General features: G+C 30.7%; 16 protein-coding genes and 1 pseudogene. All 17 read right to left on the bottom strand.

The genetic code is table 11. From position 1 onward, the window contains the following. Positions 1–274 (bottom strand): annotated as a pseudogene (locus tag SPD90_RS04100) (CapA family protein); the annotation flags it as partial. Between the two features lie 9 nt (positions 275–283). Further along, positions 284–733 carry a poly-gamma-glutamate biosynthesis protein PgsC gene (pgsC, locus tag SPD90_RS04095; protein ID WP_320924382.1) on the bottom strand — a complete coding sequence of 150 codons (450 nt, stop codon included), beginning with the start codon at positions 731–733 and terminating at the stop codon, positions 284–286. Positions 734–766: 33 nt separating this feature from the next. Continuing rightward, positions 767–2,044 carry a poly-gamma-glutamate synthase PgsB gene (gene pgsB, locus SPD90_RS04090; protein ID WP_320924381.1) on the bottom strand — a complete coding sequence of 426 codons (1,278 nt, stop codon included), beginning with the start codon at positions 2,042–2,044 and terminating at the stop codon, positions 767–769. A gap of 318 nt (positions 2,045–2,362) precedes the next feature. Beyond that, the gene (gene ptsP, locus SPD90_RS04085) at positions 2,363–4,069 is read right to left on the bottom strand and encodes a phosphoenolpyruvate--protein phosphotransferase (protein ID WP_320924380.1); all 1,707 of its coding nucleotides are present in this window, start codon (positions 4,067–4,069) and stop codon (positions 2,363–2,365) included. Positions 4,070–4,210: 141 nt separating this feature from the next. Next, positions 4,211–4,471, bottom strand: coding sequence for an HPr family phosphocarrier protein (locus SPD90_RS04080; RefSeq protein ID WP_320627332.1), 261 nt, complete (start codon positions 4,469–4,471; stop codon positions 4,211–4,213). A 33-nt stretch (positions 4,472–4,504) separates the two neighbouring features. Then, positions 4,505–5,740: a patatin-like phospholipase family protein gene (locus SPD90_RS04075; RefSeq protein WP_320627333.1), complete on the bottom strand. Its 1,236-nt coding sequence runs from the start codon at positions 5,738–5,740 to the stop codon at positions 4,505–4,507. Between the two features lie 67 nt (positions 5,741–5,807). Then, positions 5,808–7,673 carry an Eco57I restriction-modification methylase domain-containing protein gene (locus SPD90_RS04070; protein WP_320924379.1) on the bottom strand — a complete coding sequence of 622 codons (1,866 nt, stop codon included), beginning with the start codon at positions 7,671–7,673 and terminating at the stop codon, positions 5,808–5,810. Between the two features lie 176 nt (positions 7,674–7,849). Beyond that, complete coding sequence (locus SPD90_RS04065; RefSeq protein ID WP_320623824.1) at positions 7,850–8,299, bottom strand: hypothetical protein; 450 nt, start codon at positions 8,297–8,299, stop codon at positions 7,850–7,852. A 14-nt stretch (positions 8,300–8,313) separates the two neighbouring features. Continuing rightward, positions 8,314–9,162 carry an N-acetylmuramoyl-L-alanine amidase gene (locus SPD90_RS04060; protein WP_320623823.1) on the bottom strand — a complete coding sequence of 283 codons (849 nt, stop codon included), beginning with the start codon at positions 9,160–9,162 and terminating at the stop codon, positions 8,314–8,316. Positions 9,163–9,367: 205 nt separating this feature from the next. Then, on the bottom strand, positions 9,368–9,904 hold the full coding sequence (locus SPD90_RS04055) for an amidase domain-containing protein (protein ID WP_320623822.1): 537 nt from the start codon (positions 9,902–9,904) through the stop codon (positions 9,368–9,370). A 71-nt stretch (positions 9,905–9,975) separates the two neighbouring features. Continuing rightward, positions 9,976–10,635, bottom strand: coding sequence for a hypothetical protein (locus tag SPD90_RS04050; RefSeq protein ID WP_320924378.1), 660 nt, complete (start codon positions 10,633–10,635; stop codon positions 9,976–9,978). Between the two features lie 165 nt (positions 10,636–10,800). Beyond that, positions 10,801–11,874, bottom strand: a complete 1,074-nt coding sequence (locus tag SPD90_RS04045) for a C40 family peptidase (protein WP_320625179.1) — start codon at positions 11,872–11,874, stop codon at positions 10,801–10,803. Between the two features lie 258 nt (positions 11,875–12,132). Beyond that, complete coding sequence (gene murJ / locus SPD90_RS04040; RefSeq protein WP_320924377.1) at positions 12,133–13,677, bottom strand: murein biosynthesis integral membrane protein MurJ; 1,545 nt, start codon at positions 13,675–13,677, stop codon at positions 12,133–12,135. A 187-nt stretch (positions 13,678–13,864) separates the two neighbouring features. Further along, positions 13,865–15,850 carry an LTA synthase family protein gene (locus SPD90_RS04035; protein ID WP_320625181.1) on the bottom strand — a complete coding sequence of 662 codons (1,986 nt, stop codon included), beginning with the start codon at positions 15,848–15,850 and terminating at the stop codon, positions 13,865–13,867. 262 nt (positions 15,851–16,112) lie between these two features. Next, on the bottom strand, positions 16,113–17,366 hold the full coding sequence (locus tag SPD90_RS04030) for a L,D-transpeptidase family protein (protein WP_320924376.1): 1,254 nt from the start codon (positions 17,364–17,366) through the stop codon (positions 16,113–16,115). 156 nt (positions 17,367–17,522) lie between these two features. Beyond that, complete coding sequence (locus tag SPD90_RS04025) at positions 17,523–17,960, bottom strand: COG2426 family protein (RefSeq protein ID WP_320625183.1); 438 nt, start codon at positions 17,958–17,960, stop codon at positions 17,523–17,525. 131 nt (positions 17,961–18,091) lie between these two features. Continuing rightward, positions 18,092–18,938: UDP-glucose 4-epimerase GalE (gene galE, locus SPD90_RS04020; protein ID WP_320924375.1), on the bottom strand; the 847-nt coding region annotated here is incomplete at its 5' end.

Here is an 18,938-nt window from a genome sequence, read left to right as displayed (position 1 = left end):
ACATACCACTGTAATCGTTCTTTGAACCCTTGTTCATAATTGATCTTCCAAGCATCATATCTCCAACAACAGTACCCTTAACTAAGCTATCTCCATCGTAAGCGCTTTTAGTTTTTGTGGCGTTGTCTTTGTCAATTGCATCTCCCATTGTGCCTGCTCCAAATACTACTAGAGATAGTACCAATATAATAGCTATTACAGACTTACCTGATGTTTTAGGCTGTCTTTTTATGAAAGCTTGTATTTTTTCTTTTAAAGTTAATTTTCTTTCCATAAAAATCACCTACACTAAGTAAACTATTTGCATTATTCCATAAACTACAGCAGTCATGACAAGAGTTGAAACTAAAGTTAATTTCACACCTTGCTTACAATAGCAGTTTGATAGTAATGCAGGCACTATTATACCTATTCCTCTAAACTCGAAAGTAGGAAATGGTGTCATTGGATAAATGGCTTCAAAGATAAGCTTTAATGCTACGGCTATTACAATAGTCGCAACAAATCTTCTTCTACCATATAGTATAACAAACTTAGGCAATATAAAGTTTACAATGCCGTAAGTTATAAACGAAACTAAAAATATTAATACCATTGTTATAGGTGAATCAAAAACTAAAGCCAGGTAACTTGCAACGATAATTCCACCTGGTGTGATTCCAAATGACTCTACAAATAGTAAAGTTGCGACAACACCTATTACTAATGACATGTAAAAATCTGTTATATACATTTGTCCTCCTCAATACGTCTTTAAATAATCTCTCTAAAATAAGTTTTGAAAATGAGCACTTAAGCTGCCTTTTGATCCAAAACTAAATCCTTCACTGTTTGAATTTTCTTCATCATTTATATAAATTCCAAACATTTCTTGTAATAAAATATCTGCATCTCCATGTATATTACCTATACCGTAGATTACTCTATCTTTAGACATAGAATATAATTTTTCGATTAATTCTTCTATATCTAAATCTGATAAATCGATGTATTCCTTGATATTATTCAATTTACCAGCTTGGATAGCCTTGTCTATATGGTCGCTACCTTCTCCCATCGCCACCAAAGTCACATCTCCTGTAAAATAAGGGAAACAATCCGCGATAAACTGGTCAGTTCTATCGACTCTGTCTTCTCTACCGTTGAATAAAATAATTGGGTTGTCTGTATTTTGAAGATTTCCTTTTATTTTATCCCAAATAGCTAGGGTAGATGATGGCTCATTTGCAGCAAATCCATTTACAAAAATACTGCTCTCTCCTCTGCGTCCAAAATCAACTATAGTAGCAGCACCTGGGTCTGGGTTAGCAGCTAGCATTCCTTCAAACGCAACCTCAGGATCTATCTCTAGAATTTCTGCCACAGCTAGAGCAAGAGATATATTGTCCTCAAATATTGTATATCTGAATTTTTCAACTAGCCCCTCTGGTATTTTTGAATTATCTGCTACGACTATTTTTGTATTTCTCTTCTTACATTCCTCTGTGAAATAATCGACATAAGGTCCATTGTCGACTACTAAATAGCCATCGTGTGGTATAGTGTTTGAAAATGCCATCGCAATTTCATCTGTAGTTGGACCCATGACATCTAAGTGGTCTTCTAAGACATTTACTATTACTGTTATATTTGCTTTAAATATGTCGTTTTGGTAGACGTCTTGGTATTCTGGTCTGACAGCCATACATTCACAGACTAATGCATCTGCCCCAACCTTTCTCGCCTTGTCGATTACTTGAATTTGTTCTTTTATATTGGCACCGGCTTTACGTCTTATTACCTCTTCCTTGTCCTTGTTCCAATATATCATCCTTGGTGATGTACCAGTTGTCTTACCTACGACCTTGTAACCTGCCTCACTTAAAACCCCTGTTACAAGTCTAGTCACGGTAGATTTTCCTCTTATACCGTTGACATTTATTCTCACGGCTAAATTCTTTATATTATCCTCGTTTTTACGTTTTTCTCTCACACCTAGATAAAATAACATAGCTATCCCCACAGCTATTATTATAAGTTGAATTATAGTAGTTTTATCGTACATAACATCCTCCTTTCCAGATTTAATTACTTAGTTAAATATTAAATTCTCGCTATGGAAATATCAAACTGATGTTCTTTCTATTTTGATTATGGACAAAATAGACACATCCTATTCACGTTTTTTTAATATTTTTTCCATAAAATTGTAACATTATTGTAACTATTTTTTACTATAAACTATATTCTATCATATATTTTTAAATAGTAAATTAAATTTTTATAAATAATTGTCACAAAAAACTAAAAATAAGCCGATTTTGTTTAAAAATCGGCTAAAAATATATATATATAAATTTTTCGGTAACTACTTTAAAATATCCTATTTAAAAGTTTCAGCTATGAAAGCTTCGATTTCTTTAGCTGTTCCAAGTTCTAAAACTTTGTCAGCAAATGCCTTCATATCAGCTTCACTTACAGAATTTATTAATTTTCTAGCTGGTAATATAGATATTGGACTCATAGAGAATTCATCTAGACCAAATCCTAAAAGTATAGGTATCATTCTTTGATCTCCTGCAGCTTCTCCACACATTCCAGCCCATTTACCTTCTTTATGAGCATTTTCTATAACCATTTTTATTAATCTTAATACAGCTGGGTTAAATTGGTTATATAAGTAGCTTATCTTTTGGTTCATTCTGTCTACTGCACAAGTGTATTGGATTAAGTCGTTTGTTCCTATAGAGAAGAAGTCAACATGTTTAGCAAGTACATCAGATATTACTGCTGCAGATGGAACTTCTATCATCATACCAACTTCTACTTCTTTAGAGTAAGCTATACCTTCAGCATCTAACTGAGCTTTTACTTCTTCACAAGTAGCTTTAGCTTGTAATAATTCTTCTAGAGAAGATATCATTGGGAACATTATTCTTAATTTTCCGTGAACACTAGCTCTATATAAAGCTCTTAATTGAGTTGTAAATATTTCTTTTCTATCTAGGCAAAGTCTGATTGCTCTGTATCCTAAGAATGGGTTCATTTCTTCGTCCATTTGTAGGTAGTCAAGTTTTTTATCTCCACCTATATCTAGAGTTCTTATAACAACTGGTTTTCCACTCATTCCTTCAAGAACTGCTTTGTAAGCTTCGTATTGTTCGTCTTCAGTTGGGAAATCACTTCTATCCATGTATAAGAATTCAGTTCTATAAAGACCAACACCTTCAGCGTCGTTTTTAAGTAATCCATCAACATCGTTTGGAGTACCTATATTTCCTGCTAATTCAACGTGTTTTCCATCAGTTGTAACAGATGGTTGTCCTTTTAATAATTCTAATGATTTTTTGTATTCCTCAAAGTCTTTTTTCATTTGAGCGTATTTATCTATAGTTTCTTGATCTGGGTTTATTATAACTTCACCAGTATCTCCGTTGAATACTACGAAATCTCCATCTTTGATTTTTTCTGTAGCATCAGTTAAACCAACTATTGCAGCAACTTCTAAAGTTCTAGCCATTATAGCTGTATGAGAAGTTCTACCACCGATATCAGTTAAGAAACCTAAAACTTTCTTTTTGTCCATAGTAGCTGTATCTGATGGAGTTAAGTCATGTGCAACTAAAACTACTTCATCTTCTAAAGCTGCTAAGTCAACTATTTTAACACCTAATAAATGTCTTAATATTCTGTTAGTTACGTCTTTTATGTCAGCTGCTCTTTCTCTCATGTATTCGTTATCCATAGATTCAAACATACCAACGAACATTTCTTTTATTTCATTTAATGCAAAGTCTGCATTTACACCTTCAGCTTTTACTTTGTCTATTGCAGATCCTAATAATTCTGGGTCTTCTAAAACTAATAAATGAGATTCGAAGATTTGAGCTTCTTCTTCTCCTAATTCTACTTTTGCTTTATCTCTAACTTTTTCAAGTTCTGCTTTTGATATTGCTACTGCATCGTTTAATTTTGCTACTTCTGCATCTACATCTGATATTGATTTTTTTTCTATTACTAATTCATTATGTTCTAATACTAACGCTTTCCCAAGAACAATACCTGGTGAAGCTGCTGTTCCTTTAAACATATTTATTCCTCCTAAAATATAACCCTATTTTTTATTTATTTTATATGAAACTGAATCTCTCAGATAATTTCTAGTTGTCTAAAATTTTACGCAAAAACCTGGGACTGACCCAGGTTTTCTTTTTTTTTTTATCGTTTTGGATTATTCACCAAATCCGCTTTCGATTAATTCTACTAATGCATCTACTGCAGCAGCATCGTCTGCACCTTCAGCTTTTATAACTATTTCTTCACCTTGTCCTAAACCTAAGCTCATTATACCCATGATTGATTTAGCGTTTACAGTTTTTCCTTTAGCTAATACTTCTACTGTTGAAGTGAATTCTGAAGCTTTCTTTACAAACATTCCTGCTGGTCTAGCATGTAAACCTGTTGCGTTTTTTATTACTACTGATTTTTCCATAATGTAACCTCCTAATTAATATACATAAAAAATTTAAATAGGCATTTTTTTCAAACTCTGATTTTTAAAATCATTGAGAATTGTATCTATTATTGCCTTTTCATTTTTTTCTTTTTTATTTAGTAAAATAATGTATTTATTTTCATTATTTTCATAATCACAATCATCTGAATCAATCTTCGTATTGATCAGATCTACTACTTTTGAAAAATCATATAAATTCAAAACATCTATATTATTTTCCTCAAGCTTTCTTTCATATATACTATAAAAAATATCCTTATATGTAAATTCCTTATCGAGATTTAAGATATTTCCAAGCTTTGGAACTATCTCCTCAAGTAAAACTCTAAGACTTGGCGGTCTCTTTATTTTTAATATACCGCAAAGCTCTTTTATTGTATCGATGTCTAAATTTTTTATAGTCTCAAAACAAGTCTCTTCATCATATCTAAAATCCGCATTGAAGAAGTATTTAACTCCATCATATCGTTTAAATACCTTCATTGTATCCATATATCCAAGCTTTGCAATTTTATCCATGTGATCCTTGTCTTTATTTAATGAACCTCCGAGACTCATAGACGGTCTTATCACTGTTAAATTTATGTCTTTGTACTTTTGTAGATTTTTTTCTCCTATATTGTCATTTGATAATCTAATTACTATTATATCATCATAACCTCTACTAGCCAATAACCCAACTGGTGTATTGTCAGAGAAAAATCCATCTAAATACAATTTATCGTCTAATTTATCTAGCTGAAATATTGGTAAGCTAGCACTTGCGATTAAATAATCAACAAGCTGCCCTTCTGGTATATCCTCCTTCATAAGATGCTTAGGAACTATTTTTTTATTATCTAAGTAAACAGTTACTAAACCAAAATCCTTAGGAGAATTTCTAATTTTTTCTTCATCTATATTCTCTTTTAGTAAATTTCTTAAAGGTGTTATGTCAATTCCTTCATTTTTTCTAACTTTATTCATAAGCTCTAAAATCGCATTTATGCTTTTAGGCTTCATGGCGATATTTTTGTATTTTTCATAAAAATCCTCTTCTATGTCCATAAAACTCTTGTAGTCTTTATTTAACCAAATATCCTCCATATTTTTGAAGTCATCTTGAACTATAAAGGCTCCATTTAAGGCTCCTATCGAAGTTCCAGCTACTCCATCAAACTCTATTCCTAACTCCTTTAAAGCCTTATATGCTCCAAATTGGTAAGCACCCTTAGTGCCTCCACCCGATAAAACTAAACCTTTCATTTACATCACCTAATTTAAAATCCAAGTGCTATAAACATTATATCGTAAAAGCTATAAACTCATTTTGCTATTTTAAATCTAGAGAATTTTTAATTCTCTTCTCTATTATATTTTCTAAGAAATCTATCTGATTTTCAAGGTAATATTTTTCCTTTAAGAGAGAAATTTTTTTGTCTTGTATTTTTACATTCGTTTTACTGTTGGAAACTTTTGAAAAATCATCTGAAACCATTGATATTGTTAAATTTTCCACAATTTTTTCTTCTATTTCCATCTTTCTCTCGGAAAGTGATATTATCTGTCTAGATAGATCTTCTATTTCTTCATAATTTTCATCTTTAAAAATCTTCAATTTCATGACCTTATTTGGATAGTAATCAAATATTTTTTTGCCCATTTCCTTGCCGATTATCTTGAAGTATTTATCGTATACTTTAGAATTTAATAAGCCTACTAAATACTCATATGAAAATTCCTTCTTATACTTGTCCTTTATATAAAATGAGTAGACATCAGCGCTGACATAGCTATTATCAACGTCTATAGCAAATCTGTTATTTCTAGATTTATAGGGATACATTATCTTTTTCTGTTCGAATAATTGCTTATCCCTACCCCATTGCAGCTCATACCATTTTCTAGTGTTCTTCATACATTCTCTTCTACTAGATAGCTTTTCTTTATAAGGTAATAAGAACGTATCTATTACAAATTTATAATCTTCCTCTCTGTCTATATCGTTTGTGTAAATCAATTTATATTGTGAATTATTTATTATATATTTCCCAACATTCTTGTTTTTTATCCAATTTTTTAATAAATTTTTGTTTATTTTTTCTATATTTTTATCGTCATTCCTTATGACAAATGCCTTATCACATCCTGTAATTATGCCTTGAAAGCTTTCACAAATTTCTTCTAAAAAATATTGACTGTTGCTTTGAATCTTGTTGTAAAACTCAAATTCCTCTTTATCTACCATCATCCAAGACTCCCCAAGAGAATCCAGATTTATATTTATTTTTTTAAAATTTCCTTGATTTAAATAATCCTCTAAATTTGTTATCTGCTTGATACTTATATTATCATCTATTATCTTGTATAAATCTATATAATTTTTATTAAAATTTTTACGCTTAAATAAAACTATACAGCTCGCTATCCCGAGATTATTAAATATATTAGCACCTAAAAAATCTACTATCGTATTTATATCACAATTTTCGATTAAATACCTTCTGAGAAATTTACCTGAGGGACTTTGCATAAAATACCTTGGCGTAATAATACCGGCAACCCCATTCTTATCTAGCAGGTCTAAAATCCTCTTGTAAAAACAAAAATATAAATCACCTTTACCCCTGTAGACTTCTTCGTATTCTTTATATAAAAATTTCTTATATTCATTGTCTAGTAATTTTTGACCTATATAAGGTGGATTTCCGACTATATAATCAAATTTATCCACACCGAAAACATCTTTGAAATCTATCTTCAAGCTGTCTCCACAAAATATATTAAATTCCTCTATAAACTCTGCATCAGTTTCTTCTAATATATCCACAAATTGACTTTTTAAAATATCCAAGGCGTCTTTATCTGTATCCACACCAAAAATACAGTTTTTCATAATATGTAAGCCTATATTTTCTTCTGATATAAAATTTTGTCCGTATTTTTGGTTTAAATTATCTATATTTTGATAAAATTTTTTATAAAGTATTTCATAAGATTTTATCAAAAAATTACCACAACCACAACATAGATCTAAGACTCTAGGATATGGATTTTCGACTACATCGTGTGATTTCAATGTCTTATCCAGTATGTATTCAACCACTATATAGGGAGTATAGTAAATACCTCTCTCTTTTCTCGTCTTAATATCTAGGTGACTTTCGTATTTTTTTGAAACTGCAAAACTCCCACTCATAATTTTTCCCCCATTAAACGAAAATTATATTTATTCACAATTTCTACAGCTATATTATTTAAATAGAAATACTAATTATCCACAATTTACAAAAGTCAACTTCGGATATAATTTGCTAAATATACCCAAAATTGACCCCCTAATTGACCTTTAAATTAAATTTGTATTCCTACTTTTTATAATTTATTGTACATATCTTCTCCAAGAATTTCTTTAAATCTTGAATATGCATTTTTAGTAAGCATTCCATAAAGAGCTCTTAGTAAGTCTATTGCAACATCTCCATTGAAGTCTTGTGATAAAGATACATATGGAATTTGAACTAAAAGTTCGTTATTTTTATTTAAAACGAATTTTTCTACATTATGTATACCATTTAATTCATTTATTAATTTTATAACATCATCCTTCTTAGACTCATCTACTAATTTACCAAAGAATATAGTAATTGTAGTATAGGCAGATTCATCTAATATTATACCTAATAATAATTTATTTTTTTGATATTCTTGTAATGATCTAAAAAATACCATTTTGTCATTTGAAACGACATCAAACACCTGTGACATTTGATTTTTTCTCAAAGATTCTTCAATTAAAATTTTCTTTACTTCTAAATCAGCCATTTTAGCACCCCTTTTTATTTTTTAGCATCTATATAAGTTAATATACCCTGTGCAATTCCCTCTGCCAAGTCATCCTGATATTTACTGTTATTTAAGTTTTTTAATTCTGAGGAATTACTTAAAAAACCACATTGGATATATACAGCAGGTATACTATTATCTCTTAACACACTCATATCATAAGCACTCGTACCCCTGTCTTTAGCCTTTACATACGCTGATATAGAGGTTTGCATAATGACAGCTAAGTCGTAAGAACCATTTTCTGAATCTTTTTGGTAGATAGTTTCTACACCTGAAGCATCACCTGATTTTTCACCAGCCATATGAATAGACACAAATACCTCTGCTTTTTCATTTTCTGCTAGAGTTTTTCTCTCGTCTGGACTTAGGTAAACATCCTCTTGTCTAGATAAGATCACGTTTATATCGTCTTCCTTAGCTAATTTTTTTGCGACTTTTTTAGCTATTTTTAAATTCATATCCTTTTCTTTTATTTTAGATGTAACATATCCTGTTTCATAGCCTCCACAGCCTACATCTATAAATACATTGTGTTTCTTTTGTAAAGTATCTTTATTCTCGTCTCCAACATCAAATTGTTCATCAGAATTTACATTCGACTTGTCCACCTTGCCGCCTGTCAAAGAGTCCTTCAAGGAAATTATATTAGGCCAGACATTGCTTACAAAGCTTACTGTTTTCTTACCGACAAATCCCACTGCAAAAAGCACTATAATTGCACAAACTATAACTACTACAAGCTTTTTCTTATTGACAGATGTTTTCTTTCTGTGTAAACCCTTTTTTCTTTTTTTCCTACTTTTAGTAGTTTTTTTATTGGTTATTTTTCTTTTAGTCACTAGCTTCACCTTTCTTATATCAAAAATTCTTATTATAAGAAAATCCTTCTTCTAAAAATCTACAATGTTGATTTTCTACAAATACACTTTATAGGGAATTATACTTATCCATATTTTAAAATGTATATAATTTCCTATCTATTATAAAGTAATTTTATCATTTAGAAAGGCTTTTTTCAAATATTATTGACATTTAAACTGATTATTAATCATAATATCCGAATATTTTTATATATCTTTTTTCACCTACTTTTAAACTAAGTGGATAATTTAATAAATCATAAGTATGCTGGCAGATTAAATAATCGACTAAAAAATTTCCATCTAAAATGACGTCGCTTATTATCATAGTATGATATGCCAAATTATCCTCATATATAAGCTGTACAATATCTCCAACCTCTAAATCGTAATAGTCCACCTCCTCAGCGTAAATTCCAAAATTATGCGTATTGCTAGAATTATTTCCTATAATATATTTGTAAAAAGGCTCTGCTGCAGTCCAGCTAGGGGTTCTGCTCATATCGCTGTACCAATACCACTGTTTTAATATATTATTACCCTCATGATCAAAAATTATACCTCCAGCATGTACACATTGTGATATAAAATTAGTGCAATCACCACCCCAATTTTCATAATCTCTATAGGCTGTATTCCTTGATAATGCCCATTTCATGGCGTATTGTGCAGCTGCTTCTCTATTGTATTTTGTAAAATTTACCATTTTCTCACTCCCCATAGATTTTTCTCCTATTTGAACAAAAATATCGTTTTATATCGACATGAAACCATTTTAAGCACGATGTTTCATCAATATGAAACAATATATTGAAGCGCATAATCGCTCAATATATTTTTTATTTTTTTAAAGCATATAGAAAACTCAATTAAATTGCACACCTTGCTTGTAAGCTCAAAGCTAGATATACAAATCACTAAATTTCTATCATTGAAATAAAAAACTGGATCCTCACATATATAAATGGATTCGCTTATCAATTCGTAAATATCGTACCCAACATATCCTCTGTACTTTTCTAAAATCTCATAAATTTCCTCCATTATATAATTTTGTATTATTCTCTCAAAATCTACCTCCTCCTTAAAAAGAGTATCTAATGTAATTTTTTCCATATTATTAAAATCGTAATTATAACTAGATATATGGCTGATATCTGTAAGTCCAATAATTTGTGAAAATTCTACGGGTATGCTGATTATATTATTTTTATTAAAAGCTCTTTGAAATTCGGAAATAACGTTGATATTTCCTACTATTAATTCCTCACCTAAGCTAGATATTACAACCTCTTCAAAAATACTCACATCATTTTTTATAAATTCATTTACAAATGATGTAAATTTTTCCACCTCCTCACTTTGAGTTTCTACTTCAATTTCAGGGTAATTTAAAAAAAATCTGATATTATTTATTTTTTTATCGACCAATCTATTTGTAATATTTACCATACCAAATACCTCCACTAAATATACTCTAGATACTCCTATAACATTTATAGTAAATTTTATGAAGGCTACCCCTCGTATATTCTCTAAAACGCAAAAAATACCACATAAAACTACACTACTCTCGAGCATAGTATTATGTGGTATTTTAATATCTCTAAAAATTTATTATCCTATTATTCTTCTAGCAGTTACATATCCTTTTACATAGTAAGAAGAGTATAAGTTTTCGTATCTTACAGTTTTTCCTGGGCTTGGAGCATGTATAAACTGTCCATTTCCAACGTACATACCTACATGGCGTATACGGCTTGTACCACTGTTAAAGAATACTAAATCCCCTGGTTTTAGATTACTTTTGCTGACATATCTTCCGTTTGATGCTTGTGCTGCTGAAGATCTATTTAAGTATATTCCAGCTGCATTTTTGTAGCAATAATATGTAAGACCTGAACAGTCAAAAGAATTTGGTCCAGCTGCTCCATAAACATATGGTTTACCAACTTGTCTTTTTACCATATTTACAACAGCTTGTGTTTTTGAGCTGACATTAGTTGATCCACCGTTATTACCATTGTCTGATGTTGAGCTTCCACTCTTTAAGTCAGCTGATGTTCCTGAAGTTATTTTTAAATAATCTCCACAAACATATCCTGTTGTTCCGTTTTTTAATTTAACTTTATACCAACCATTGCTGTATTGTTTTTGTATGCCAACTACATATCCTTTGTAAATATTTCTCTTTATGCTGTAAGATGTAGATGGACCTGTTCTAACGCGTAATGTGCTTGTAGTAACTCTACCAACTTTTTTAATTGTTGAGTAGCTTTTTACTACATAAGCTCCACCTTTAGAACTATTATCTGTTGAAGTTTTTCCAGATACCTTTAAATAATCTGGACTTACATATCCAACTTTTCCTGATGATGTTTTTATTTTGTACCATCCATTGCTGGCAGTACTTATAACTGTAACCTTTTGTCCTTCTGTTAAGCCACCTATTACACTGTAAGATGTACCAGGTCCTTTTCTTATATTTAATGCATAAACTGTTACAGTTCCTGTTTTTGTTGATGTTTGAGTTTTATATGTTGAAGTTGTTCCTGTATTTTCTGTGTTAGCTGCATCAACTGTTGCTGTTTGTGCCCCAAGTGATACCGAAGTTGCAACCATTCCTAAAGCTAAGGCTTTAGATAGTGTCGATTTTGTTTTCTTTTCAGTAAACATATGTTTGACACTCACCCCCCTAATTGTTAATAATTTTATATTTTCTATTTTAGCATATTTCGGATCATTTTTCCAGTCAATGAGGGTGTTGAGGTCATTATATACACTTTTTAAAACAAAAAAATTTTATAGTATATGTTTTTTTAACTTTAAATTTAAAGCAGAAAAACATTTTCATTCGATTTTTAACCTATTTTTTTTGATAATATATTTATTTTTTAATAAATTTACATATCTATATTTTTTCACAAGTTTTTGGAGCTTTATTGACGATTATCTTTGTTTTACAAATAAATGTTTAATAGTATCTTCTAATATTTTCATTTCTGCTACCTTTAATACTTTTATAAAAACTATGTAAATTGTCGCTCCAAATAAAATACTAGCTGCTAAAGATATAACTTCTGCTAAAAATGCCATACCTAAAATTGAAATCAAACTATTATAAGTAAAAATTACACCTATAGACATAGCTATTGAAGCTAGCAAGGATTTAACAAATGTAGAAAAGACTGACTTTCCATTAAAAGAGCCTACCTTTCTTCTTAGACTAAAAAACATCAAAACTACTGTCACCATATATGAAATACTAGTAGCCATCGCTAGTCCCATATAGCTAAACGGCTTTATAAATATTAAATCCAATATTATATTTATAATTACAGATAATGATGAGTTTATCATAGGTGTCTTTGTATCTCCTAGCGAATAAAATCCCCTGCTCAAAATCTCCTTGACAGCATATCCTATCACACCTATAGCGTATAATTTAAGTGCATTAGAAGTCATTACAGTGGATTCGCTGCTGAAACTACCTCTTTGTAGAAGGACTCTGACTATCGGCTCTGATAAAATTACGGCTCCAACCGTTATCGGAACTACTACTAATAGCAGGCAGTTACTAGACTTCACGATTATCTTTTTAAAGCTTTTTTTATCATCGTCATTTACAAACTGAGACATCTTAGGATATATTACTGTTATCAATGAGGTTACAAATAAAGCCACTACAAAATCATTTAGCCTAGAAGCGTAGTTGAGAGCAGAAAGCTTACCATCACCTAATGTACTTGCAAGTGCCTTATCTACATAAACATTTAGCTGACTCATCGCCACACCTATCATCATCGGTATACTCAATTTGACCATTTTTAAAATCGATTCATCCTTCAATTTTATGTAAAATCTATATCGATAGCCCTTTTTTTGCATAAATGGAACTAGTAATAAAACCTGACCAACAAGTCCTAATAAGGCACCTATTGCCAAATAGTAGCTTCCATATCTCACACTTAAGAATATAGATATTATGATGCATATGTTGTAGACAACACCTACAAGAGCTGCTGGCAAATAGCTGTCTTTTACTTGTAGAAAAGATGATTGAATTTTATTTAGAGATAAAAATAAAACTCCAAGCATCATAATGCGTAAAAACTTGACTGCCAGATCAAATTTTTCACCTTCAAAACCAATTGCGAATATTTTTATTATCTCTGATGCGAAAATTATACCCAATAATGACACTATTATAGAGAATATACATAAAATATTTAATATATTATTGGTAAATTCAAGAGATCCTTCCTCTCCCAGTCGCTCCTTAGTATCGTAGTACACAGGGATATACATCATGTAAATCACCGAACCTACAATAGATATAATCAAACCCGGGATATTAAGTGTAAGTACAAATACATCTGCCACCATGCTTGTACCGTAAAAATTAGCTAATATAGTCTCTCTTAAAAATCCCAATACTCTAGATAATAATGTCGCTATCATAATTATTACAGCGTTTTTTGCAGTTCTTGACACTCAGTTCCCCTCCCATATTACCAAATTACATTATATATTTATCATTATTCAGTATAATTTCCAGTTATTTTATATTTTTACCAATTATTTAATTTTTATTCATTTTATCTGATTAATGTTATATTTGTTTTAAGAAATCGCTAAAAAAGGAATATTTACCATCTAGCAAATATCCCCCCTGATTTAATTATTTTGTTTGACTGTATTTAAACTCATTAGATGAACTAAGCTCTGTACTATTACGTCCCATTTGTTTTACTACTAGAGTATCTAAATTATCCACGTAATCTACCTCTAGTGTATTTGGATCTATAAATTTAGTTTTCACAGCATTTCCATTTAAATAAACCTTGCTATTTATTGTGAAATTCTGTCCATTTAAAGTAATCTTGTTGTCCTTAATATCGATGTTTTTTATCTCTATCTCATCTAATCCCATCTTCATAGTGTTTTTCTCAGGCTTTTCAACCTCATCTATATAATAAGATTTGCCGAATAAAACATCGTACTCTATAAGATCCTGCATCTTAGAAAAATCATCTTCATCCTTCATGTATGTGTTAAATCTTTCCATTGGGCCATATTCTAATCCGGCTTCTTTGAACATAAGTGAGCTAAATTCATAAGATTCTATCTTTTCTATATCGTAGTTTTCTATATCGTAGTTTGCGTAAAACGCAAATGGAGCCTTGTATTTATTTATATAAAAATCATCTTGTCCAAAAACCTTCAAGTTAGGCATATGGTCAGAGTAGAATAAAACTATTGTATCTTCATCTCTTTTATCTATCATGTCGACTAATTTCCCTACGAGATCGTCGCTGCCCTTTATTTGGTTTGCATAGTAGTAGATTTCATTTTCCATCTCTTTATCTAAAGTACTAGTAACCTTTATAGGGAAGTCGTAATTTTCTGCATCTGTAGGATAGCTACTGTGTCCTTGAACACTTATTGTATATACTAAATCAGAGCCTTCAGTAGAATCTAAAGCCTTTTCTATATAATCAGCTAGGATAACGTCCTTTACCCAATTTTTTTCATTTAATTCGTAATTATTCATATATTCTTTAGATGTGAAATCGTCAAATCCCAATTTAGCATAGGCATTATTTCTGCTATAAAAATTTCCCTGGAAATTATGTATTGCATGAGTTCCATAACCTTGTGAACCTAAAGTCGTAGCTACAGAATTATAGTATTTACTCTTAAGTATAGTATTATAAGGTATCTCACCAGGAGTAAGGTAATCTATATTATGTCCTGTCATAGATTCAAATTCAGTTCTCGCAGTTCCACCTCCTGTAGTTGGAACATTTGCCATACCACTTGTGTATAATTTAGTCAGTTTTCTAAAGTTTGGTATTGGATCCTCGCTGAATTTTACCTCTTTAATCTCTGTTGGATCCATAAAAGCTTCTAATTGTACAAATAAAATATTAGGCTTAGATTGGTTAAGCTCTCTATCGTCCTCTGCTGCAGCTTTGTCGACTCTTTCTTTGATTTTTTCTATATTTTCTTTTGAGTAATCGCTTGGTTTAGTTCTTATGTATCTTAAGCATGATTCTACTGTAGAGTAAGCTAAACCATTGCACTTGTAGGACTCAGCTATATCCCACTTTTTAAATTTCATTATATGCTGTGCTCTTTGATTTTTTACAGTTGAAAAAAATCCTATTGATACAACAAAAATAAGTATAAAGTTAATTAATTTAAATCTCTTTGTATCAAAATCCAATTTATATAAAAATATTGCTATTGCTATTAAAAACACCAAGCATAACACACCTAATATGACTACAGTTTTATTAATATACTTATCTGCTATTTCCATAGCTTCACCTATCGAATACAAATCTGAAAAAGTAAGCGGCATACCCCTAACATCCATTAAGAAGAAAGTTACTACTGATACTCCTAATATTACCAAGAATGATAAAAAATATACCATATATTTTCTTTTTGCTAAAAAAAATATTGATGTCAGCATCAATATAAGCAAATAATTTGCTAACACTACGCCTGGTGTTTTTACAAGCAAGCTACCTACCTCAGCTAAGCTTCCTCTAAGGAAAAACTCTGTTGCAAACACTAATACCAAGCCACCGATTAACCATAATAAAATTTGATGTTTTGTTTTACTATCTATCTTAAAGATATCATTTAATTTTTTCAAAATTATTCCCCCTCGTAATTATTTTTCCATATTTTTCACATAGAATCTATGCTGACGGCGAACTTTCATCATTTGAATTAATATAATGTTCTACTTTTCAAGCTTATTTTATTATAGACTAACTGACATCAAATTTCAATTAAATAAGTTATACAAATTCATTACAATTTGCTTACAATTTTGCAAGAAAAAATACTGCTCTCAAAGCAGTCATAAGACTCGTCTTTAAAAGCAGTATTGCATTTCTAAAATTTACCATAAACTATTGTTGAGAATCTACATCTTCAGCTTCAGTATTTTCCACTGATAAATTTTCATCATCTGTAGCTTGTTGGTCTAGTGTAGCTTGTTCTTGTTTATCTTCTTCAGTAATAGTTCTTATTAATACACCATTTGTACCGAATTCATAAACAACACCATCTATTGTTTGTATTCCTGTGACCATAACACCATCTGTTCCTAGATAGTACATTTCTCCGCCTATACTAGTCCAGCCAGTGTATAATTTACCTGTTGTCTTACCGAAGTAATATCTATTTCCTCCGATTGTTCTCCAACCAGTACGTCTAACACCATCTGTTCCTAGATAATATTTATTTCCATCTACTGTCACCCAACCAGTACGTTTTGCACCGTCTGTACCTAAATAGTAAGTTTTTCCACCTATTGTAGCCCATCCAGTATATAGTTTACCTGTTGTTTTACCTAGATAGTAAGTTTTTCCGCCTATACTAGTCCAGCCAGTGTATAGTTTACCTGTTGTTTTGCCAAAGTAATATTTATTGCTGCCTATTGTAGTCCATCCAGTACGTCTAGCACCATCTGTTCCTAAATAGTATTTATATCCATTTATTGTAGCCCATCCAGTGTATAGTTTTGCAGTTGTCTTACCAAAATAGTAAGTTTTACCATTAATAGTTGTCCAGCCCTTAGCTAGAGTTCCATCAGCTTTTCTATAGTACTTTTTGCCATCTTTAGTAAACCATCCATTTTTTAGTATTGTTATGTTATAGTAATTAGCTATATAATCATCTGAGTTTGATGTATTTTTTATTAAAACAACTGTTCCTATAGTTACTTGGTCAAATAACCACTCAACTTCACTATTGTGCATTCTTATACAACCATGACTTACATTTTTGCCGATAGATGATTCATCGTTATTACCATGTATACCATAAGTACTTCCATAAGTTCCATTTATATTTAGCCCCATCCATCTTCTTCCTAGAGGATTTCTTGGATCTCCTCCTGGTATATTTCCTTTGTAAAATGGTCTATCTACAATTTTGTTTACAATAGTAGTTTTACATTGTGGTGTAGGTGTACTTGCTTTTCCTGTAGCACATCTAAATTCTTTTACTAGAGTATAGTTTACATAATAATTTAATGTATTTTTCTTAGTATTTACGATTATCATGTGTTTAGATGCTGCATTACTTATTGGAGCAGTACCTGTTAGCAAAATGATTGCTGAGAAAAGTACAATAAAAAACTTTTTAAATGCATTCTTCATACTCTTTTCCCCCCTTTCTTACATTAATATATTACCACATTTTTAAAAAATTCCCATAATATTTCAGAAAAAATAAGTTAAAAAATTGTTACTAGTTCTATTATTTAGTATGTAACTAATTTGTAATGACATTATGTAATATATTGTCAATTCATTTTATATTATGTGACATGATATTAATGAAACAATGATTCCAGCTACACAATTACCTATAAAAACTCCTGCAAAAGCCTCTACAATTCTCATTCTAAGTATAGACGCAATAGCAGCTGCAGTCCATGTTCCAGTTGTAGGAAGTGGTATCCCTACAAATAAAATTATACCAACTAGAGATGCAGCCTTCATCTTTTTCATGCTGTTCTCTATTTTGCGGTCTATTTTGTTAAGCAATCCAATAAGTATTTTTTTGTCCCTCATAAACTTAACAATATGTCTATAAGTCAGTACCAATGGAATTGAAACTAATGTCGAACCAATGACACTCGCTATATACACACCTATTGGATTTAAATTCATAGCAATCCCTATTGGAATCGCCCCCCTAAGTTCCGTCACAGGAATCATAGATAAAATTAAAATTTTTAAATATTCCAAATGAATCCTCCTAATAATTGCTGTATGTAAATTTTAAACTTGATTACGTATTATATATATCATATTTTAAACTTATTTTGTATATTTTAAACCTAAAGATTTCTTAAGATTTCTTTCTCAAAAGCTTTATTTTATAATGTCTTATATCCATTTGGATTTTTACTTTGCCAATTCCAAGAATCCTTGCACATTTTATTAACATCGTATTTTGCAACCCATCCAAGCTCTTTTTCTGCCTTAGTTGGATCTGCATAACACATCGCTATATCTCCGGCTCTTCTCCCTACTATTTTATATGGAATTTTTACTCCACTCGCATTTTCGAAAGCTTTAACTAAATCAAGCACGCTATAGCCCCTACCTGTGCCTAGGTTATATGTAACAAGCCCTGGATTTTGATTTAGCTTTTCAAGAGCTTTGACATGTCCTATAGCTAAATCGACTACATGTATATAATCTCTAACCCCTGTTCCATCAGAAGTATCGTAGTCATCTCCAAATACGCTTAGCTCTTTTAACTGACCTATTGCAACCTTTGTTATATAAGGCATTAGGTTATTAGGAATTCCATTAGGCTCTTCCCCTATAAGTCCACTTTCATGTGCTCCAATAGGGTTGAAATATCTAAGTATGGCTACATTGAAATCCTTATTAACTTTGCATATATCTCTTAAAATATCTTCTATCATTAGCTTTGTATTACCATAAGGATTTGTTGTTGATAGCGGAAAATCCTCTTTTATTGGACAAGATTTTGGACTTCCGTATACAGTGGCAGATGAACTAAATACAAATTTATCCACACCAAATTCTCTCATAAGCTCTAAAACTGTTATTGTATTTACTAAATTGTTGTTGTAGTAATCAAGCGGCTTTTCTACAGATTCTCCAACAGCTTTAAGTGCTGCAAAATGTATAACTGCATCTATTTTATTTTCTTCAAAAATTTTTCTAAGTTTTTTTTGATCTCTAGTATCT

Origin of the sequence: Intestinibacter sp., assembly GCF_034113885.1 — a bacterium.
Lineage (GTDB): Bacteria > Bacillota > Clostridia > Peptostreptococcales > Peptostreptococcaceae > Intestinibacter.
This window is presented reverse-complemented; position numbering and strand designations above follow the sequence as displayed.